This is a genomic window from Pseudomonas palmensis (assembly GCF_017848315.1).
Taxonomy (GTDB): Bacteria; Pseudomonadota; Gammaproteobacteria; order Pseudomonadales; family Pseudomonadaceae; genus Aquipseudomonas; species Aquipseudomonas palmensis.
Window position 1 is genome coordinate 82,711 of the sequence record NZ_JAFKEC010000015.1, and the last position, 19,303, is coordinate 102,013.

A 19,303-nucleotide genomic window follows, 5' to 3' on the forward strand; every position below is an offset into this window, starting at 1 on the left:
AGGGCATGCTGCGCCTCGATCGAGGCTTTTCTCCCAGACTCCTCTCAGGTTTCGGACCTTACCCAATGACCACCCAGCGAATCGGTTTTCTCCTCTGGCCCAGCACCAAGGCCTTGACCCTGGCGCTGGCCGAAGAGGTCTTGCGGGTGGCCCAGAAGGTGCACCCCGAAGTGGTCTACGAGCTGCTGTTCCTGCAGGCCGAACCTGCGCCGGAGGGCGCCTGGCGCTTGCCTGGCGAAGCCTGGGTGGGGCGGCTGGAAGGTTGCCAGAAGCTGTTTCTGCTGGCCGATGAGCCGCCGCAGGCGGTAGGCGCGGCGCTGGGCAGCGCGCTCAAGCAACTGGTGCGCTCGGGGTGCGTGGTGGGCGGTCTTTCGGCAGGTGTGTATCCGCTGGCCCAGCTGGGCCTGCTGGATGGTTATCGCGCCGCGGTGCACTGGCGCTGGCAGGATGACTTCGCCGAGCGCTTCCCCAAGGTCATCGCCACCAGCCACCTGTTCGACTGGGATCGCGATCGGCTGACCGCCTGTGGTGGCATGTCGGTACTGGACCTGCTGCTGGCCGTGCTGGCCCGTGACCATGGCGCCGAGCTTGCCGGTGCGGTGTCCGAAGAGCTGGTGGTCGAGCGCATTCGCGAGGGGGGCGAGCGTCAGCGCATCCCGCTGCAGAATCGCCTGGGCTCCAGCCATCCGAAGCTGACCCAGGCGGTGCTGCTGATGGAGGCCAATATCGAAGAGCCGTTGACCACCGACGAGATTGCCCAGCATGTGTGCGTATCGCGCCGGCAGCTGGAGCGGATCTTCAAGCAGTACCTCAATAGGGTGCCCAGCCAGTATTACCTGGAGCTGCGCTTGAACAAGGCGCGCCAGATGCTGATGCAGACCAGCAAGTCGATCATCCAGATCGGCCTGTCGTGCGGGTTCTCGTCGGGGCCGCATTTTTCCAGCGCGTACCGCAACTTCTTTGGCGCAACGCCACGCGAAGACCGCAACCAGCGCCGCAGCAACAGCCCGTTCGAGTTGTCGTCGGCGCCTGCCGAGCGCGGCTGATTCGGTAGCGCAGCGCGACCTTCGGCGGCAAACCAGCGCCCGCAGCGTCGAAGGGGGCTGCACCGGCCCGAGGGCGCTGGCTTGCCAGCGAAGAAGCCCCCGCAAATCCGTGCGTGACACAATCTCCCCGCCAGCACCGCGCACCGTTTAAACTGCGCCTTTGCGACCCTATTTGTCGCATTGCCGAAAGCCTTGGCAAAACAGGGTTTGGCGCTATAAGAAGTTGTCGCTTGGCGGCAAGGCCGGGCGTTCATCAGTCCTTACAATCCCCCCATCGCTCGCCAGTTCCAGGCAGGCGTTCCTCTTCAGGAGACTCCGATGTCCGTTGAGCAAGCTCCGGTGCAACGCGCCGATTTCGACCAGGTAATGGTCCCCAACTATGCGCCGGCCGCTTTCATCCCCGTGCGTGGCCAGGGCTCCCGTGTATGGGACCAGGCGGGGCGCGAGCTGATCGATTTCGCTGGCGGCATCGCCGTAAACGTCCTGGGGCACGCCCACCCGGCGCTGGTCGGTGCGCTGACCGAGCAGGCCAACAAGCTGTGGCACGTGTCCAACGTGTTCACCAACGAGCCAGCCCTGCGTCTGGCCCACAAGCTGGTCGACGCCACCTTTGCCGAGCGTGCGTTCTTCTGCAACTCCGGCGCCGAGGCCAACGAGGCCGCCTTCAAGCTGGCCCGTCGTGTCGCCCACGACCGCTTCGGCCCTGAAAAGCACGAGATCATCGCTACCGTGAACAGCTTCCACGGTCGCACCCTGTTCACCGTGAGCGTCGGTGGCCAGCCCAAGTACTCCGACGGCTTCGGCCCTAAGATCACCGGCATCAGCCATGTGCCGTACAACGACCTCGAAGCGCTCAAGGCGCAGATCAGCGACAAGACCTGCGCGGTGGTGATCGAGCCGATCCAGGGCGAGAGCGGCGTGGTGCCGGCCGACAAGGCCTATCTGCAAGGCGCGCGCGAGCTGTGCGACAAGCACAACGCACTGCTGATCTTCGACGAAGTGCAGACCGGCGTCGGCCGTACCGGCGAGCTGTTCGCCTACATGCACTACGGCGTGACCCCCGACATCCTGACCAGCGCCAAGAGCCTGGGCGGTGGTTTCCCGATTGCCGCGATGCTGACCACCGAAGCGCTGGCCAAGCACCTGGCCGTGGGCACCCACGGCACCACCTATGGCGGCAACCCGTTGGGCTGCGCCGTGGCCTCTGCGGTGCTGGATGTGGTCAATACCCCTGAAGTGCTGGCGGGCGTCAAGGCCAAGCACGAGCGCTTCAAGGCGCGCCTAGAGAAGATCGGCCAGCAGTACGGCCTGTTCACCCAGGTCCGCGGCCTGGGCCTGCTGATCGGTTGCGTGTTGTCCGATGCCTGGAAGGGCAAGGCCAAGGACGTGTTCAACGCTGCCGAGAAAGAAGGCCTGATGGTTTTGCAGGCCGGCCCGGACGTGGTGCGTTTCGCCCCCAGCCTGGTGGTGGAAGATGCCGACATCGATGAAGGCCTTGACCGCTTCGAACGCGCTGCCGCTGCACTGACCAAGGTCTGATACCGGCCTGCGGTCCTTCGCTGGCCCCGGTGGCCAGCGAACCGATTCTGGTGGCCCGTGCCCGTGGCACGTGCCGCTTCTTCTGCGCCGGCAGCTGTCGGCCCGATTTTCCCTAAAGGAGTGACACCATGCTGGTGATGCGCCCCGCGCAAATGGCTGACCTGGGTGAAGTGCAGCGTCTGGCCGCGGACAGTCCCATCGGTGTCACGTCCCTGCCGGATGATGCCGGTCGCCTGGGCGACAAGATCGCCGCGTCCGAAACCTCCTTTGCCGCCGAAGTCAGCTTCAATGGCGAGGAGAGCTACTTCTTCGTGCTCGAAGACAGCGAGACCGGCAAGCTGGTCGGCTGTTCGGCCATCGTGGCCTCGGCCGGCTATTCCGAGCCGTTCTACAGTTTTCGCAACGAGACCTTCGTGCACGCCTCGCGCGAGCTGAAGATCCACAACAAGATCCATGTGCTGTCGCAGTGTCACGACCTGACCGGCAACAGCCTGCTGACCAGCTTCTACGTGCTGCCCGAACTGGTGGGCACCGGCTGGGCCGAGCTCAATTCCCGCGGCCGGCTGCTGTTCATGGCAGCGCACCCGGAGCGGTTTGCCGATTCGGTGGTGACCGAGATCGTCGGCTACAGCGACGAGCACGGCGACTCGCCGTTCTGGGATGCCATCGGGCGCAACTTCTTCGACCTCAACTACGCTGCCGCCGAGCGCCTGTGCGGGCTCAAGAGCCGTACATTCCTTGCCGAGCTGATGCCGCATTACCCCATCTATGTGCCCCTGCTGCCGGATGCCGCGCAGGAGGCCATGGGCCAGGTGCACCCGCGCGCGCAGATCACCTTCGACATCCTGATGCGCGAAGGCTTCGAGACCGATCACTACATCGACATCTTCGACGGTGGGCCGACCCTGCATGCGCGAGTGTCCGGCATCCGCTCCATCGCCCAGAGCCGGCTGGTGCCGGTCAAGCTGCAGGAGCAGGCCGTCAAGGGTGGGCGCCCGTACCTGGTATCCAACGGCCAGTTGCAGGATTACCGCGCCGTGATGCTGGAGCTGGACTGGGCCCCTGGCAAGCCGGTGCAGCTGGACCTGGCCGCCGCCGAGGCGCTGGGAGTGGGTGAGGGCGCCAGCGTGCGCCTGGTCGCGGTCTGATTGCCTGGCTACCCCAGGTCGAGTTTCGCAGGGGCCAGCAGGCACCTGCCCGAGGAGATAGCATGATTGTTCGTCCCGTACGCAGCAGCGACCTACCGGCGCTGATCGAGCTGGCGCGCAGCACCGGCACCACCGGCCTGACCACTCTGCCGGCCAACGAAGAGCGCCTGGCCCACCGGGTGGGCTGGGCCGAGAAGACCTTCCGCGGCGAAGCCGAGCGTGGCGATGCCGACTACCTGTTCGTGCTCGAGAACGACGAAGGCGAAGTGGTGGGCATTTCGGCCATCGCCGGTGCCGTTGGGCTGCGTGAACCCTGGTACAACTACCGGGTGGGCCTGACCGTCAGCGCGTCCCAGGAACTGGACATCTACCGCGAGATCCCCACGCTGTTTCTGGCCAACGACCTGACCGGCAACTCCGAGTTGTGCTCCCTGTTTCTGCGCAGCGACTACCGCAGTGGCCTCAATGGTCGCCTGCTGGCCAAGGCTCGCCTGCTGTTCATTGCCGAATTCAGCGAGCTGTTCGGCAACAAGATCATTGCAGAAATGCGCGGCATGTCCGACGAGCAGGGCCGTTCGCCCTTCTGGGAGAGCCTGGGCCGACACTTCTTCAAGATGGAGTTCAGCCAGGCCGACTACCTGACGGGGGTCGGCAACAAGGCGTTCATCGCCGAGCTGATGCCCAAGTTCCCGCTGTACACCTGCTTTCTGTCCGAGGCGGCGCGCAATGTGATCGGGCGCGTGCACACCGATACCGAACCGGCGCTGGCCATGCTGCAGAGCGAAGGCTTCAGCTATCAGGGCTACGTCGACATCTTCGACGCGGGCCCGGCGGTCGAGTGCCAGACCAGCAAGATTCGCGCGGTGCACGACAGCCAGGCCCTGGTGCTGGCGATCGGCACGCCGGGCGACGATGCCACCCCTTTCATCATCCACAACCGCAAGCGCGAGGACTGCCGTATCACCGCAGCGCCCGCGCGCTTGGCTGCGGGCACCCTGGTGGTCGACCCGCTTACGGCCAAGCGCCTGCGCCTGAGCGCCGGTGACCAGGTACGTGCGGTGCCACTGTCCGCAGCACGGGAGGCCAAATAATGACCACGCACTACATTGCCGGTACATGGCAGGCCGGCCAGGGCGAGGCCCTGCAGTCGCTGAACCCGGTCAGCCAGCAGGTGATCTGGCAGGGCCAGGGCGCCGACGCGGGGCAGGTCGAGGCCGCAGTACAGGCTGCGCGTCAAGCCTTTGCTGGCTGGGCTCGCCAACCGCTGGAGGCGCGTATCAGCGTGCTCGAAGCCTTTGCCGCGAGCCTCAAGGCCCACGCCGATGAACTGGCCCGCTACATCGGCGAAGAAACCGGCAAGCCGCTGTGGGAGGCCACCACCGAAGTGACCAGCATGGTCAACAAGGTGGCCATTTCGGTGCAGAGCTACCGCGAACGTACCGGCGAGAAGAGCGGCCCGCTGGCTGACGCCACGGCGGTACTGCGGCACAAACCCCACGGTGTGGTGGCGGTGTTCGGCCCGTACAACTTCCCGGGCCACCTGCCCAACGGGCATATCGTGCCGGCGCTGCTGGCCGGTAACAGCGTGGTGTTCAAGCCCAGCGAGCTCACGCCGAAAGTGGCCGAGCTGACGCTCAGGTGCTGGATCGAGGCCGGGCTGCCGGCTGGCGTGCTCAACCTGGTGCAGGGGGCGCGGGAAACCGGGGTGGCCCTGGCGGCCAACCCCGGCATCGACGGCCTGTTCTTCACCGGCTCCAGCCGCACCGGCAACCTGCTGCACCAGCAGTTTTCGGGGCGCCCCGACAAGATCCTGGCCCTGGAGATGGGGGGCAACAACCCCCTGGTGGTCGACCAGGTGCAGGACCTGGACGCTGCGGTATACACCATCATTCAGTCGGCCTTCATTTCCGCCGGCCAGCGCTGCACCTGTGCACGCCGCCTGCTGGTACCCCAAGGCGAATGGGGCGACACCCTGCTGGCGCGGCTGGTGGCCGTCAGCCGGAACATTTCGGTGGGCGCGTTCGATCAGCAGCCGGCGCCGTTCATGGGCTCGGTGATCTCCCTGGGGGCAGCCCGCGCGCTGCTCGATGCCCAGGCCCAGTTGCTGGCCAGCGGCGCACAGTCGCTGCTGCCGATGACCCAGCCACAGGCCGATGCGGCGTTGCTGACCCCGGGCATCATCGACGTGACCTCGGTGGCCGAGCGCCCGGACGAGGAGTTCTTCGGGCCGCTGCTGCAGGTTATCCGCTACAGCGATTTCGATGCCGCGATCCGCGAAGCCAACAACACCCAGTACGGCCTGGCCGCAGGGCTGTTGTCCGATTCCGAGGCGCGCTACCAGCAGTTCTGGCTGGAAAGCCGCGCCGGTATCGTCAACTGGAACAAGCAACTGACCGGTGCCGCCAGCAGCGCACCGTTCGGTGGTGTCGGGGCCAGTGGCAACCATCGGGCGAGCGCCTATTACGCGGCCGACTACTGCGCCTACCCGGTGGCGTCGCTGGAGGCATCCAGCCTTGTGCTGCCCGCCACGCTGACGCCCGGCGTCACCCTATAACAACAGCTTCACGGAGCCTTAGCCGATGAAATCATTTGAAGTGAATTTTGATGGCCTGGTGGGGCCGACGCACAACTACGGCGGGCTGTCCTACGGCAACGTTGCTTCGCAGAGCAACAGCCAGCAGGCATCCAACCCGCGTGAAGCGGCGCGCCAGGGCCTGGCGAAGATGAAGGCGCTGATGGAGATGGGCTTTGTGCAGGGCGTACTGGCCCCGCAGGAGCGTCCGGATGTGGCTGCGCTGCGTCGCCTGGGCTTTAGCGGCAGCGATGCGCAGGTCATCGAGCGGGCGGCCAGGGAGGCGATGCCGTTGCTGGTCGCCAGTTGCTCTGCGTCCAGCATGTGGGTGGCCAACGCCGCCACGGTCAGCCCGAGCGCCGATACGGCCGACGGACGCGTGCACTTCACGGCGGCCAACCTGAACTGCAAGTACCACCGCAGTATCGAGCACCCGACCACCAGTCGTGTGCTGGGCGCGATGTTCGCCAATACGCAGCACTTTGCCCACCATGCCGCGTTGCCGGCGGTGGCGCAGTTCGGTGACGAAGGTGCTGCCAACCACACGCGCTTCTGCCGTGCCTATGGCGAACCGGGCGTGGAGTTCTTCGTGTTCGGGCGCAGTGCATTCGATGCGCGCTACCCGGCGCCGCACAAATACCCGGCCCGCCAGACCCTGGAGGCTTCCCAGGCGGTTGCCCGGCTGCATGGCCTGAGTGCCGACGGCGTGGTCTATGCTCAGCAGAACCCTGCCGTGATCGACCAAGGCGTGTTTCACAACGATGTGATCGCGGTAGGCAACGGCGAGGTGCTGTTCTATCACGAGGATGCTTTCCTCGACACCGAAGCGGTGCTGGCCGAGCTGCAGGCTAAACTGGCCGGATGTGGCGGCAAGTTCAAGGCCATCTGCGTGCCGCGGGCCCAGGTGACGGTCGAGGACGCCGTGCGTTCGTATCTGTTCAACAGTCAGTTGCTGTCCCGTGAAGACGGTTCGATGCTGCTGATCGTGCCGGAGGAATGCCGCAATAACGAGCGGGTCTGGGCCTATCTGTCGGCCTTGACCGGCCAGGGCGGGCCGGTGACCGAGGTCAAGGTCTTCGACCTCAAGCAGAGCATGCAGAATGGCGGCGGCCCCGCGTGCCTGCGTTTGCGCGTGGCGCTCAACGATACGGAGCTGGCGGCCGTCAACCCAGGGGTTATCATGACCGCGCCGCTGTACGACACCCTGACCCAATGGGTCGACAGGCACTACCGCGACAGCCTGAGCGAACGCGACCTGGCTGACCCGCAGCTGTTGCTGGAATGTCGCACGGCACTGGATGAGCTGACCCAGATCCTCAAGCTGGGTTCGGTGTATCCGTTCCAACTCCAACCTTGAAAGAGAACTCGATTATGTCCGACGCCCTGCAGCTGATCCTCGAAGATGAAGATGGCACCCAGCTGGAAACTTCCTGCACCCGTTTTGCCGTGCTGTGGCAAGGCAAGGAAGTATGGATTCAGCAGGATGGCCGCGGCCAGCTGCTGATCGGTGTCGATGTTGAAGAAGGCGACGCCGAGTATGCCAACCTGCTGCTGCGCCCGCTGGCCACCAACCTGGTGAGCCTGCAGCTGGAAATGGAGCCGGCCGATGCTGGCGAAGATGACGACCACGTCCACGGCCCCGATTGCGGGCATCACCACTAAGGAACACCGCCCATGCTCGCCCTCGGCAAACTGCTTGAACTGACCCTTGCCGGTCGTGAACCGGCAGAGAAGACCCAGCTGACTGTCGAAGGCGTGCGCATGCGCTGGCTCGACGAGGGGGCGCTTGAAGTGACCCCGCCCGAGGGGCGTGACGATGGCATGGACCTGCTGCTGTCTGCGGGTATTCATGGCAACGAGACTGCACCGATCGAGTTGCTCGACGAACTCCTGCATGGCATTGCCAGGGGGGAGATCAAGCCGCGGGCGCGTGTGCTGTTCCTGTTCGGCAACCCCGAGGCGATGCGCACGGGCGCGCGGTATATCGAGCACGACGTCAACCGTCTGTTCAACCGGCGTCATGAGCAGTCCAGTGGTGTCGAGGCATTGCGTGCCTGTGCGCTGGAGCGTCTGGCAACGGCCTTTTTTTTCTATAAAGAGGGCCGTACCCGCCTGCACTATGACCTGCACACCGCCATTCGCGGCTCCAAGATCGAGCAGTTTGCGCTGTATCCCTACAAGGAAGGCCGTCAGCACTCGCGTCGGGAACTGGCTCGCTTGCGCGCCGCCGGCATGCAGGCTGTGCTGCTGCAGAGCAAGCCTTCGATCACCTTTACCGCATTCACCTACGAAACCCTGGGGGCCGAAGCGTTCACCCTCGAGCTGGGCAAGGCGCGGCCGTTCGGCCAGAACGGCGAGATCAAGCTCGGCAAGCTCGAAGCGCGGCTCAGGGCGATCATCGAGGGTAACGAGCCGGCTGAAGATGAAGGGATCGGCGGGCTGCAACTGTTCAGCGTCGCGCGCGAGATCATCAAGCACAGCGACAGCTTCCACCTGCACCTGCCGGCGGATATCGAGAACTTTTCCGAGCTTTCCAGAGGGTATCTGCTGGCCGAGGACCTGGCCGAGACGCGCTGGGTTGTCGAGGAGGAGGGCGCGCGGATCATTTTCCCGAACCCCAAGGTGAAGAACGGGCTGCGTGCGGGGATGCTGATCGTGCCTGCGTCGGATGAGCAGTTGGTCTGAAGATGAAACACCTTCGCCGGCAAGGCCGGCTGCTACAGGTGTCGCGCATCCCGTAGCAGCCGGCCCTGCCGGCGAAAGGGGCAGTGCAATCAGCCCGCCATCTTCTGCGGTACTTCATTGCGGCGCAGCGAGCGCAGCTTGAGCAGGGTGTCGGCGCAGGTCACTGCCGCTTCGGCGCCCTTGTGCACGAAGTGATCGAAGAAGAACTTCTGGTGCTCGTCGCCGGCATGGAAGTGATGCGGGGTCAGTACCACCGAGAACACTGGCACTTCGGTTTCCAGCTGCACCTGCATCAGGCCGCTGATCACCGACTGGGCGACGAATTCATGGCGGTACAGGCCGCCGTCCACCACCAGGCCTGCAGCCACGATGCCGGCGTAACGGCCGCTGCGGGCCAGCAGCTTGGCGTGCAGCGGGATTTCGAAGGCACCGCCGACTTCATAGAAGTCGATATCGCTCAGCTGATAGCCTTGCTTGGCCATCTCTTCGACGAAACCCTTGCGGCTCTGGTCAACAATATCCTTGTGCCAGCAGGCCTGGACGAAGGCGATGCGATCGTTGTGATGGCCTTTGCTGTCGATTGGGGTAGCTTGCATTGAAACGAACTCCTGTTTGTATGAGAAACAGGGCAGTGGATCGAAGGGGATTGTCGTTGCGCAGATGTGCAGACGCAGGCACTCGCGTGCCTATCCCGCTCTCTCTTTATCCGGACTATGACCGTCGGCCCCGGAATCACACCGGGTCTGCTGACCTTGCAGGGTTGCCTGCAAGCGCTCGCGGGCTATGCGCAATGGGCGCAATTACCGCCGGTGGGGAATTGCACCCCGCCCTGAGAACGTGCCGCCAGTGGCTGGCGACGCACACGTTGTAGCATAGATGTCGGCAGAACGTATAGCCTGCTAAGCAAACCGCGCCGGATGAAGGTCATTTCATCCTCAAATGGCGGTTGGCGATGTATAAACTCACTGCACCTCGTGTTAAGGCTCGATATAATGCGGCCCTTTGCCGTCGTTTCGTCAATTTGACGCAGGCCGCCGTTTCCGTGGAAGAACCTATGAAAAGCGCAGAAATCCGTGAAGCCTTCCTTCGCTTCTTCGAAGAGCAGGGCCATACCCGAGTTGCCTCCAGCTCCTTGATCCCGGGCAACGACCCGACCCTGCTGTTCACCAACGCGGGGATGAACCAGTTCAAGGACTGCTTCCTTGGCCAGGAAAAGCGCGCGTACACCCGCGCCACCAGCAGCCAGAAGTGCGTGCGCGCCGGCGGCAAGAACAGCGACCTGGAAAACGTCGGGTATACCGCGCGTCACCATACGTTCTTCGAAATGCTGGGCAACTTCAGTTTCGGCGACTATTTCAAGCGTGACGCCATCACCTACGCCTGGACCTTCCTCACCGGCGTGCTGCAACTGCCCAAGGAAAAGCTCTGGGTCACCGTGTATGCCACCGATGACGAGGCCTACGACATCTGGACCCAGCACATCGGTGTGCCGGCCGAGCGCATGGTGCGCATTGGCGACAACAAGGGCGCGCCCTACGCCTCGGACAACTTCTGGACCATGGGCGATACCGGCCCGTGCGGCCCCTGCACCGAGATCTTCTATGACCACGGCGCCGACATCTGGGGTGGCCCGCCAGGCTCGCCGGAAGAAGACGGTGACCGTTACATCGAGATCTGGAACAACGTCTTCATGCAGTTCAACCGCACTGCCGACGGCGTGCTGCACCCGCTGCCTGCACCGTCGGTGGACACCGGCATGGGCCTGGAGCGCATCAGTGCGGTGATGCAGCATGTGCATTCGAACTATGAAATCGACCTGTTCAAGAACCTGCTGAGCGCGTCGGCTGCCGCCATCGGCTGCAGCAACGAAGACCAGTCGTCGCTCAAGGTAGTGTCGGACCACATTCGTTCGTGCAGCTTCCTGATTGCTGATGGCGTGCTGCCTTCCAACGAAGGCCGTGGCTACGTGCTGCGTCGCATCATTCGTCGCGCCTGCCGTCACGGCAACAAGCTCGGTGCCACCGGCAGCTTCTTCTACAAGATCGTTGCGGCGCTGGTTGCCGAGATGGGCGAGGCGTTCCCGGAACTCAAGCAGCAGCAGGCCAACATCGAGCGCGTGCTCAAGGCCGAGGAAGAGCAGTTTGCCAAGACCCTGGAGCAGGGCCTGAAGATCCTCGAACAGGACCTGGCCGAACTCAAGGGCAGCGTGGTGCCCGGTGACGTGGTGTTCAAGCTGTATGACACCTACGGTTTCCCGATGGACCTGACGGCCGACATCGCCCGTGAGCGCAGCCTGACCATCGACGAAGTCGGTTTCGAGCGCGAGATGGAGGCGCAGCGTGAGCGCGCGCGTTCGGCCAGCGCCTTCGGCCTGGACTACAACACCCTGGTCAAGGTCGATGTGGCCACCGAATTCACCGGTTATGCCACCACCGAAGGCGCTGCCAGCGTCGTTGCACTGTACAAGGACGGCAAGGCCGTCGAGCAGCTGGGTGAAGGCGAGGAGGGTGTGGTGATCCTCGACCGCACGCCGTTCTACGCCGAGTCCGGCGGCCAGGTGGGTGACTGCGGGTACCTGCAGGCCGGTGCCGTCCGCTTCGATGTCCGTGACACCACCAAGACCGGCGGTGCCTTCCTGCACCACGGTGTGGTTGCCAGCGGCAAGCTGAGCGTCGGTGCCCAGGTTGAAACCCGGGTCGATGCGCAGGTTCGTCATGCCACCTCGCTCAATCACTCGGCCACCCACCTGCTGCACGCGGCATTGCGTCAGGTGCTGGGCGAGCACGTACAACAGAAAGGCTCGCTGGTCGACAGCCAGCGCCTGCGTTTTGACTTCAGCCATTTCGAGGCGGTCAAGCCAGAGCAGCTCAAGGCGCTGGAAGACATCGTCAACCGCGAAGTGCGCAACAACACCGAGGTCATGACCGAAGAGACCGACATCGAGACTGCCAAGCAGAAGGGCGCCATGGCGCTGTTCGGCGAGAAGTATGGCGACAGCGTGCGCGTGCTGAGCATGGGCGGTGATTTCTCCGTCGAGCTGTGCGGCGGCATCCATGCCAAGCGCACCGGCGATATCGGTCTGCTCAAGATCATCAGCGAAGGCGGTGTGGCCTCCGGGGTGCGTCGTATCGAAGCGGTCACTGGCGCCGCCGCACTGGCCTACCTGAACGCTGCCGAAGAGCAGCTCAAGGAAGCTGCCCAGCTGGTCAAGGGCAGCCGCGAGAACCTGGTCGACAAGCTGTCGGCGGTGCTCGAGCGCAACCGTCAGCTGGAAAAGCAACTGGAGCAACTGCAGGCCAAAGCTGCCAGTGCTGCCGGCGATGACCTGTCTGCCAGCGCAGTCGACGTCAAGGGCGTCAAAGTGCTGGCCGCACGTCTGGACGGGCAGGACGGCAAAGCCTTGCTGGCCCTGGTCGACCAGTTGAAGAACAAACTCGGCCGCGCAGTGATCCTGCTCGGCAGTGTCCACGAAGAAAAGGTCGTACTGGTTGCAGGCGTGACCAAGGACCTGACCGGCCAACTCAAAGCCGGTGATCTGATGAAGCAAGCCGCTGCAGCGGTGGGCGGCAAAGGCGGTGGTCGTCCGGACATGGCGCAAGGCGGTGGCGTGGATGCCGCAGCGCTGGGCGGTGCACTGGCTCTGACCGTGCCATTCGTAGAACAGGGTGTCTGAAGCGCCCGGTGGCCCGCCATCCGATGGCGGGCCCTGGCGTTGGGTAATTGTGTTTATTGGGTGCCCTTCACGGGCTGAGGCGGCTTTGAAATGGCGTTGATCGTACAGAAATTTGGCGGCACCTCGGTGGGCACGGTCGAGCGCATCGAACAGGTTGCCGACAAGGTGAAGAAGTTCCGCGAGGCTGGCGACGACCTGGTGGTCGTGCTGTCGGCAATGAGCGGGGAAACCAATCGTCTGATCGAGCTGGCGAGGCAAATCAGCGATCAGCCGGTTCCGCGCGAGCTGGACGTGATCGTGTCCACCGGCGAGCAGGTGACCATCGCGTTGCTGGCCATGGCGCTGATCAAGCGGGGTGTGCCTGCGGTGTCCTACACCGGCAACCAGGTGCGTATTCTCACCGACAGTGCGCACAACAAGGCGCGCATCCTGCAGATCGATGATCAGAAGATTCGTGCCGACCTCAAGGCAGGTCGCGTGGTCGTGGTAGCCGGTTTCCAGGGCGTTGACGAGCACGGCAGCATCACCACGCTGGGGCGTGGCGGTTCCGATACCACCGGCGTGGCCCTGGCGGCTGCATTGAAGGCTGACGAGTGCCAGATCTACACCGACGTCGATGGTGTCTATACCACCGACCCGCGCGTGGTGTCCCAGGCGCAGCGGCTGGACAAGATCACTTTCGAAGAGATGCTGGAAATGGCCAGCCTCGGGTCCAAGGTGCTGCAGATTCGGGCCGTGGAGTTTGCCGGCAAGTACAACGTACCGCTGCGTGTACTGCACAGTTTTCAGGAGGGTCCGGGTACCCTCATTACTATTGATGAAGAGGAATCCATGGAACAGCCGATCATTTCCGGCATCGCCTTCAATCGCGATGAAGCCAAGCTGACCATTCGCGGTGTGCCGGATACCCCGGGCGTGGCATTCGGGATTCTGGGCCCCATCAGTGCAGCCAATATCGAAGTCGACATGATCGTGCAGAACGTTTCGCACGATAACACCACCGACTTCACCTTCACCGTACACCGCAACGATTACGAAAAGGCCCAGAAGGTACTGGGTGAAACCGCCCTGAAGCTCAATGCCCGCGAAGTGGTGGGTGATACCAAGATCGCCAAGGTATCGATCGTGGGTGTGGGCATGCGCTCGCATGCGGGCGTTGCCAGCCGCATGTTCGAATCGCTGGCCAAGGAGAGCATCAACATCCAGATGATCTCCACTTCGGAAATCAAGGTGTCGGTGGTTATCGAAGAGAAGTACCTGGAACTGGCTGTGCGTGCCTTGCACACCGCTTTCGAACTCGACGCGCCTTCCCGTCAGGGCGAGTAAGCGTTGTGCTCACTGGGGCGCGGCCTGGCCGCGCCCTTCGTGTTTTTGAACGGCATAAGAAACCTGTGGGTTGTCGGGTGTCGGTCAACGTTCAGGCGTAGGTCCGCCGCTGTTCTGGCGGCGGGTTGAAGCCCTTTTTTGCAGACTGTTATCCCTGAACTGAATTGCGTGAGGAGAAAGGTATGTTGATTCTGACTCGTCGGTGCGCAGAGAGCCTGATAATTGGCGACGGCGAAATCACCGTGACCGTGCTCGGCGTGAAAGGAAACCAGGTACGGATTGGGGTGAACGCGCCCAAGGAAGTGGCCGTGCACCGTGAGGAAATCTACCTGCGGATCAAGAAAGAGAAGGACGAAGAACCAACCCATTAATTTTTATCGATATTTTTTCAAAAAAGGGTTTGCAAACGGGGAAGGCTCTGGTTATTATACGCCCCGTGTTGCGGAGAGGTGGCCGAGTGGCCGAAGGCGCTCCCCTGCTAAGGGAGTATACCTCACAAGGGTATCGGGGGTTCGAATCCCCCCTTCTCCGCCATTATTCATGTAGGGCGCTGTAATCTTGCTTGAATCGCTAAGTAGTTGAAATTAAACGAAAAAGTGGTTGGCAAATCGATTAAGCGGTCTATAATGCGCGGCAACAAATGCACTCGTAGCTCAGCTGGATAGAGTACTCGGCTACGAACCGAGCGGTCACAGGTTCGAATCCTGTCGAGTGCACCATACGACGAAGTAGTTTCCAGTCTGGAAGTTGCCTCAGTTTCAACCAGAGGTGATCTGGTCCATCAAGTACCAACCCTGCACTCGTAGCTCAGCTGGATAGAGTACTCGGCTACGAACCGAGCGGTCACAGGTTCGAATCCTGTCGAGTGCACCATACGACGAAGCAGTTTCCAGTCTGGAAGTTGTTTCAGCTTCAACCAGAGGTGATCTGGTCTATCAAGCGCCAACCCTGCACTCGTAGCTCAGCTGGATAGAGTACTCGGCTACGAACCGAGCGGTCACAGGTTCGAATCCTGTCGAGTGCACCATACAACAGAAGGCCCGCTTTTAAGCGGGCCTTCTGCTTTTCGGCTTTTCACTTTTCCGTAAGGCGCGATGAATAAACTGTCATCGATGCGTTTACCGGCCTCTGCTAACTTTTGCGTCTTCAATGTGTTCTTTGGGGTGTGCCAGCCGTCGCACTGTCAGAGCTGTACGTTGTCACAGCTTTATCTCGCAAGCGATTGTTCTGGCCAATATTTTCAGTCCGAGCAGCCCAAGCCGTGTATGATTGCGCCCGTCAGCTCCGCCGGGGCTTGTGGAATACCACCATGGACTTACCCAGTAGTTACTCAATAGCTTGTTTTGCCAATCACGATCTGACTGATTGATTCTCCTGGCGTGCTCCGCTGCTGGGAGTGGAGTACGCGTATGACCGAAAGTGAAGTAAAAAAATCGCAAGAAAGCCTGCAGGATCGCCTGGCCCAGGTGGTCGAATTGCTGCAGCGCCAACGAGTGGTCGAAGACCTGACACATCGTCAGGAAGGGCACCATAACGATCGGGTCGAAAATCTCGTACACCGCCAGAATCTGGTCGAGCTGCAACGCAAGCTCGATGATCTGCACTCCGCTGACGTTGCCTACATTCTCGAAGCCCTGCCGCTGGATGATCGTCTGACGGTCTGGCAACTGGTCAAGGCCGAGCGTGATGGTGACATCCTGCTCGAGGTATCCGATTCGGTTCGGGAAACCCTGATCGCCGACATGGACGATCACGAGCTGCTTGCCGCTGCCAAGGAGATGGACGCCGACGAGCTGGCCGACCTTGCGCCGGAGCTGCCGCGCGACGTCGTGCATGAGCTGATGGAAACCCTCGATGCCCAGCAGCGTGAGCGCGTACGCTCCGCGTTGAGCTATGACGAGGACCAGGTCGGTGCCTTGATGGACTTCGAGATGGTGACCATCCGCGAGGACGTCAGCCTTGAGGTGGTGTTGCGTTACCTGCGCCGGCTCAAGGAGCTGCCAAGCCATACCGACAAACTGTTCGTGGTCGATTACGACGGCAAGCTCAAGGGTGTGTTGCCCATCAAGCGGCTGCTGGTGAACGACCCCGACAAGCAGGTTGCCGAGGTGATGGCCAGTGACCCGGTCAGTTTTCATCCCGATGAAGACGCCTACGATGCGGCACAGGCCTTTGAGCGCTATGACCTGATTTCGGCACCGGTGGTGGACAAGAGCGATCGCCTGATCGGCCGTTTGACCATCGACGAAATGGTCGACCTGATCCGTGAGGAAAGCGAGAACGAAGTCCTCAACATGGCGGGTCTGCGTGAGGAGGAAGACATCTTCGCCTCGGTCTGGCGTTCGCTTCGCAACCGTTGGGCATGGCTGGCAATCAACCTGATCACGGCCTTTGTCGCTTCGCGAGTGATCGGCCTGTTCGAGGGGTCGATCGAGAAGCTGGTGGCGTTGGCTGCACTGATGCCCATCGTGGCCGGTATCGGGGGCAACTCCGGCAACCAGACCATTACCATGATCGTACGTGCCATGGCGCTCGATCAGGTCAGCCCGGGCAATACTGCGCGATTGATGCGCAAGGAGCTTGCGGTGGCCTTGATCAATGGCCTGGTGTGGGGGGGCGTGATCGGCGTTGTGGCCTACCTGCTCTATGGCAGCTGGTCGCTGGGGGTAGTGATGACTGCGGCGATGACCCTGAACCTGCTGTTGGCGGCCCTGATGGGCGTTCTTATCCCGATGACGCTTGCTCGAATGGGGCGCGATCCTGCGATGGGCGCAAGTGTGATGATCACTGCCATGACCGACAGTGGCGGGTTCTTCATCTTCCTGGGCCTTGCTACGATCTTCTTGCTGTAAAAAGGCAAGGCATAAAAAAAGCCAGCGAAAGCTGGCTTTTTTGTGCGTGGGTGGAATCAGGAAGCGTCTGCGGCCATCTCGACGTCATGGGCGATCAGTGCGACCAGAGCATTTTGCTGGCGATGGGACAGCTGGCGGAAGCGTTGCAGCAGTTCACGTTCGTGCAGTGACAGCTCTGGGCTGTCCAGGCGCATGCTCAGCTCGTCGCCCAGTGCACCTTCCTGAATAAGGCTCTGCTCCAGGCGTGCAATGATCTCGGAGTTCATGCTGCGGTGGTGGTTACGCGCAACCTCGGCAATGCGCTCACGCATTCCGTCTGGCAGGCGGACGACAAATTTGTCAGCGGTGCGGCTTGAGTAGATAGCCTGTTTCATTGGGCGCATATAATTGACCGGTTTAGTTCAGGGGGAAGCGGTTCTCGAAATCGGCCGCACGATGAGTGTTACGACCATCGTTAAGACAAAATGTTCAACCTGGAGTACGAATGAGGTCTTCATCATGCCTCAGTGTCGCCAGTTCCTTGGCGTCAATTCTGTGACAAATATTGAACTGGGTAAAGGCGTTATGCCAGTACCAATTATCAGAAATGCGCACTGGTTTGAAAAGTTTTCATTTGGCGCTCGGCCTGGCCACCTCGGCGGCTCGACTTTTCATCACCGGCAAAGGCGCAAAGACCGTGCAATGCGCCTAAAATGCGCGAGCTTTCCTTTCTCTGAGCATAGTGGCTATGCAGTATGACGCAAGCGACGTTCCCTTGGCGGGGGCGGGCAGGGTGATCTATTTGATGGGGCCGTCCGGTGCCGGCAAGGACAGTCTTCTGGATGCGGCGCGTGAGCTTTTGCTGGCAAGCCAGGTGCGCATTCCTAAGCGTGTCATCACTCGCTCCGCCGAGGCGGTGGGGGAGGACGCAGTCGCCGTATCGGTCCAGCAGTACGAGCAGATGGCTGACCGTGGCGAATTTGCCCTGCAGTGGCGCGCCAATGGGTTGGCTTATGGGGTTCCTGCTTATATAGATGCGTGGCTTGCCGAAGGCTGGCACGTGATGGTCAACGGGTCGCGCGCGCACCTGCCGGTGGCGCAGGCGAAGTACCCGGACCTGTTGCCCATATTGCTTTGTGTGAATCCGCAGGTATTGCGCGGGCGATTGCTTCAACGGGGCAGGGAGGGGCAGCACGAGATCGAGCAGCGAATGGCGCGCAACCAACAGTCCATGACACAGGTTGATGATCGGGTCCGGCGGGTGGACAACTCGACCAGTCTTGACGATGCAGTGCGCCGCCTGCTGATGGTTTTGCAGGAGGCAGGCGTACGTGCCTGAGGCTGGAAACCACCTACTGGTAAAAAGCGCAGAGACGACATGACAAATCCTGGCTCGCTGGGTAACATGCTCGCCGTTCCGTATGGCGGGCCATGTACGCCAGACGCATGTCTCAGTAGCTCAATTGGATAGAGCATCCCCCTCCTAAGGGGAAGGTTGCAGGTTCGAACCCTGCCTGGGACACCATCCTTCGTTCGAGGGCTGGCTGCTTCCTGCGCTTTACCTTCTCTTCTTCTGCTCCATCCATCCCTCCTCGTTTCTGCGCATGATTCGCTACCTTGGCTGACGTTCGTGCTGCCCCCTGGCGAGCCTCCTTCTACCTGTGAACCCGAATTCCGATTTAACATCCGCTGCGAGCCGGCGCCTGCAGGCTCGCAGCGTACTCATGTAGTCCAATGCCGCACAGGAGAGCTTATGACAGATGCCCCTTACCGATTCACCCTGGGCGCTGACGCCGATGCCATGGCAGTGGTGCGTGAAGGGCTGCGCCGCTTCAACATCGAACAGATCGGCCCTTACACCTATGAAGATTTCCAGCTGTATGCCCGCGATGGCGGGGGCCAGGTGAGAGGTGGGCTGTTCGGTCATTTCTCAATGGGTTGGCTCTATATCGACTACTTCTGGTTGAGCGATGCCGCACGCGGTCATGGGTTGGGCAGCGAACTGCTGATGCGAGCCGAAGAGGAGGCGCGGGCGCGGGGCTGCACCGGTTTGTTTCTTTATACCTATAGCTTCCAGGCCCCTGACTTCTACCAGAAGCAGGGATACCACATCATGGGGATGCTGGAGGATTGCCCGCCTGGTTATCAGCGCTACTACCTGAAAAAGACGCTTCAGTCTTGAAATGCTCATGCTGACCTATGTGCCGAGGTTATTTTGAAATAAACCCTTGACGCACAATTTAATCTCTCTATAATTCGCCCCACTTCCGGCGCAGTCGGAACGAAAAACTCCTTGAATATCAACGAGTTGGACGTTTCAGGTCAGGCTGGAGGTGCTTCGATCGAAAGATCGGCAGCGGTGAAAAAGGTGGTTGACAGCAGGTTGTAACGCTGTAGAATTCGCCTCCCGCTACGAGAGATCGAAGCGAGTCAAGTGTTTGAAGTGAAACGAAAAACTTCAAAATAAACGCTTGACAGACTCT

At 61.7% G+C, this 19,303-nt stretch carries 16 protein-coding genes, 5 tRNA genes and 1 riboswitch; of the genes, 19 read left to right on the top strand and 2 right to left on the bottom strand.

The genetic code is table 11. The features are described from left to right. Positions 1-65 precede the first annotated feature (65 nt). The 8 genes from argR to astE all read left to right on the top strand — a co-directional run bounded on the left by argR (position 66) and on the right by astE (position 8,990). On the top strand, positions 66-1,046 hold the full coding sequence (gene argR / locus JZZ72_RS11240; RefSeq protein ID WP_043860286.1) for a transcriptional regulator ArgR: 981 nt from the start codon (positions 66-68) through the stop codon (positions 1,044-1,046). 318 nt (positions 1,047-1,364) lie between these two features. Then, positions 1,365-2,585, top strand: a complete 1,221-nt coding sequence (locus JZZ72_RS11245) for an aspartate aminotransferase family protein (protein WP_210014470.1) — start codon at positions 1,365-1,367, stop codon at positions 2,583-2,585. Positions 2,586-2,713: 128 nt separating this feature from the next. Continuing rightward, on the top strand, positions 2,714-3,733 hold the full coding sequence (gene aruF, locus JZZ72_RS11250) for an arginine/ornithine succinyltransferase subunit alpha (RefSeq protein ID WP_043860288.1): 1,020 nt from the start codon (positions 2,714-2,716) through the stop codon (positions 3,731-3,733). 62 nt (positions 3,734-3,795) lie between these two features. Continuing rightward, the gene (gene astA, locus JZZ72_RS11255) at positions 3,796-4,824 is read left to right on the top strand and encodes an arginine N-succinyltransferase (RefSeq protein ID WP_043860289.1); all 1,029 of its coding nucleotides are present in this window, start codon (positions 3,796-3,798) and stop codon (positions 4,822-4,824) included. Further along, positions 4,821-6,287: a succinylglutamate-semialdehyde dehydrogenase gene (gene astD, locus JZZ72_RS11260; RefSeq protein WP_201023442.1), complete on the top strand. Its 1,467-nt coding sequence runs from the start codon at positions 4,821-4,823 to the stop codon at positions 6,285-6,287. Before astA ends, astD begins: the two co-directional genes overlap by 4 nt. Before the next feature lie 25 nt (positions 6,288-6,312). Beyond that, positions 6,313-7,662, top strand: coding sequence for an N-succinylarginine dihydrolase (gene astB / locus JZZ72_RS11265; RefSeq protein WP_058540769.1), 1,350 nt, complete (start codon positions 6,313-6,315; stop codon positions 7,660-7,662). Positions 7,663-7,676: 14 nt separating this feature from the next. After that, positions 7,677-7,967 (top strand): hypothetical protein, encoded by a 291-nt coding sequence (locus JZZ72_RS11270; RefSeq protein WP_043860292.1) that lies wholly within the window; start codon positions 7,677-7,679, stop codon positions 7,965-7,967. Between the two features lie 12 nt (positions 7,968-7,979). Then, complete coding sequence (astE, locus tag JZZ72_RS11275; protein WP_058540770.1) at positions 7,980-8,990, top strand: succinylglutamate desuccinylase; 1,011 nt, start codon at positions 7,980-7,982, stop codon at positions 8,988-8,990. 89 nt (positions 8,991-9,079) lie between these two features. On the opposite strand, the gene JZZ72_RS11280 is transcribed toward astE, so the two are convergent. Next, entirely contained in the window at positions 9,080-9,586 is a 507-nt protein-coding gene (locus JZZ72_RS11280; protein WP_043860294.1) for a 6,7-dimethyl-8-ribityllumazine synthase, read from the bottom strand. A 93-nt stretch (positions 9,587-9,679) separates the two neighbouring features. Further along, positions 9,680-9,831, bottom strand: a riboswitch (FMN riboswitch). A gap of 213 nt (positions 9,832-10,044) precedes the next feature. On the opposite strand from JZZ72_RS11280, the gene alaS reads away from it, so the two are divergent. The 8 genes from alaS (at position 10,045) to mgtE (ending at position 16,841) form a co-directional block, all read left to right on the top strand. Next, positions 10,045-12,663, top strand: coding sequence for an alanine--tRNA ligase (gene alaS, locus JZZ72_RS11285; protein ID WP_210014471.1), 2,619 nt, complete (start codon positions 10,045-10,047; stop codon positions 12,661-12,663). A gap of 90 nt (positions 12,664-12,753) precedes the next feature. Continuing rightward, positions 12,754-13,989: an aspartate kinase gene (locus JZZ72_RS11290; protein ID WP_043860296.1), complete on the top strand. Its 1,236-nt coding sequence runs from the start codon at positions 12,754-12,756 to the stop codon at positions 13,987-13,989. 182 nt (positions 13,990-14,171) lie between these two features. Further along, positions 14,172-14,360 carry a carbon storage regulator CsrA gene (gene csrA, locus JZZ72_RS11295; protein ID WP_010226667.1) on the top strand — a complete coding sequence of 63 codons (189 nt, stop codon included), beginning with the start codon at positions 14,172-14,174 and terminating at the stop codon, positions 14,358-14,360. 72 nt (positions 14,361-14,432) lie between these two features. Continuing rightward, a tRNA-Ser gene (locus JZZ72_RS11300) sits at positions 14,433-14,523 on the top strand. 108 nt (positions 14,524-14,631) lie between these two features. Further along, positions 14,632-14,708 (top strand) — tRNA-Arg (locus tag JZZ72_RS11305). 77 nt (positions 14,709-14,785) lie between these two features. After that, a tRNA-Arg gene (locus JZZ72_RS11310) sits at positions 14,786-14,862 on the top strand. Positions 14,863-14,939: 77 nt separating this feature from the next. Next, a tRNA-Arg gene (locus tag JZZ72_RS11315) sits at positions 14,940-15,016 on the top strand. A 382-nt stretch (positions 15,017-15,398) separates the two neighbouring features. Next, positions 15,399-16,841, top strand: coding sequence for a magnesium transporter (mgtE, locus tag JZZ72_RS11320; protein WP_043860297.1), 1,443 nt, complete (start codon positions 15,399-15,401; stop codon positions 16,839-16,841). 56 nt (positions 16,842-16,897) lie between these two features. Here mgtE and JZZ72_RS11325 read toward each other — a convergent pair whose 3' ends face one another. Next, positions 16,898-17,224 carry an Arc family DNA-binding protein gene (locus JZZ72_RS11325; protein ID WP_003254499.1) on the bottom strand — a complete coding sequence of 109 codons (327 nt, stop codon included), beginning with the start codon at positions 17,222-17,224 and terminating at the stop codon, positions 16,898-16,900. A gap of 344 nt (positions 17,225-17,568) precedes the next feature. On the opposite strand from JZZ72_RS11325, the gene phnN reads away from it, so the two are divergent. From phnN to JZZ72_RS11340, 3 genes are all read left to right on the top strand, one after another. Beyond that, positions 17,569-18,159: a phosphonate metabolism protein/1,5-bisphosphokinase (PRPP-forming) PhnN gene (phnN, locus tag JZZ72_RS11330; protein WP_116053201.1), complete on the top strand. Its 591-nt coding sequence runs from the start codon at positions 17,569-17,571 to the stop codon at positions 18,157-18,159. Between the two features lie 109 nt (positions 18,160-18,268). Beyond that, a tRNA-Arg gene (locus JZZ72_RS11335) sits at positions 18,269-18,345 on the top strand. A 228-nt stretch (positions 18,346-18,573) separates the two neighbouring features. Then, positions 18,574-19,002, top strand: a complete 429-nt coding sequence (locus JZZ72_RS11340; RefSeq protein ID WP_210014472.1) for a GNAT family N-acetyltransferase — start codon at positions 18,574-18,576, stop codon at positions 19,000-19,002. The last annotated feature ends 301 nt before the right edge of the window (positions 19,003-19,303 follow it).

Excerpts from the sequence above, each read along its gene's own strand:
- JZZ72_RS11270 (WP_043860292.1), top strand. The coding sequence starts at position 7,677 with ATGTCCGACGCCCTGCAGCTGATCCTCGAAGATGAAGATGGCACCCAG.
- JZZ72_RS11325 (WP_003254499.1), bottom strand. The coding sequence starts at position 17,224 with ATGCGCCCAATGAAACAGGCTATCTACTCAAGCCGCACCGCTGACAAA.
- astE (WP_058540770.1), top strand. The coding sequence starts at position 7,980 with ATGCTCGCCCTCGGCAAACTGCTTGAACTGACCCTTGCCGGTCGTGAA.
- astB (WP_058540769.1), top strand. The coding sequence starts at position 6,313 with ATGAAATCATTTGAAGTGAATTTTGATGGCCTGGTGGGGCCGACGCAC.
- argR (WP_043860286.1), top strand. The coding sequence starts at position 66 with ATGACCACCCAGCGAATCGGTTTTCTCCTCTGGCCCAGCACCAAGGCC.
- JZZ72_RS11280 (WP_043860294.1), bottom strand. The coding sequence starts at position 9,586 with ATGCAAGCTACCCCAATCGACAGCAAAGGCCATCACAACGATCGCATC.
- alaS (WP_210014471.1), top strand. The coding sequence starts at position 10,045 with ATGAAAAGCGCAGAAATCCGTGAAGCCTTCCTTCGCTTCTTCGAAGAG.
- JZZ72_RS11340 (WP_210014472.1), top strand. The coding sequence starts at position 18,574 with ATGACAGATGCCCCTTACCGATTCACCCTGGGCGCTGACGCCGATGCC.
- JZZ72_RS11245 (WP_210014470.1), top strand. The coding sequence starts at position 1,365 with ATGTCCGTTGAGCAAGCTCCGGTGCAACGCGCCGATTTCGACCAGGTA.
- mgtE (WP_043860297.1), top strand. The coding sequence starts at position 15,399 with ATGACCGAAAGTGAAGTAAAAAAATCGCAAGAAAGCCTGCAGGATCGC.
- astA (WP_043860289.1), top strand. The coding sequence starts at position 3,796 with ATGATTGTTCGTCCCGTACGCAGCAGCGACCTACCGGCGCTGATCGAG.
- aruF (WP_043860288.1), top strand. The coding sequence starts at position 2,714 with ATGCTGGTGATGCGCCCCGCGCAAATGGCTGACCTGGGTGAAGTGCAG.
- phnN (WP_116053201.1), top strand. The coding sequence starts at position 17,569 with ATGCAGTATGACGCAAGCGACGTTCCCTTGGCGGGGGCGGGCAGGGTG.
- JZZ72_RS11290 (WP_043860296.1), top strand. The coding sequence starts at position 12,754 with ATGGCGTTGATCGTACAGAAATTTGGCGGCACCTCGGTGGGCACGGTC.
- csrA (WP_010226667.1), top strand. The coding sequence starts at position 14,172 with ATGTTGATTCTGACTCGTCGGTGCGCAGAGAGCCTGATAATTGGCGAC.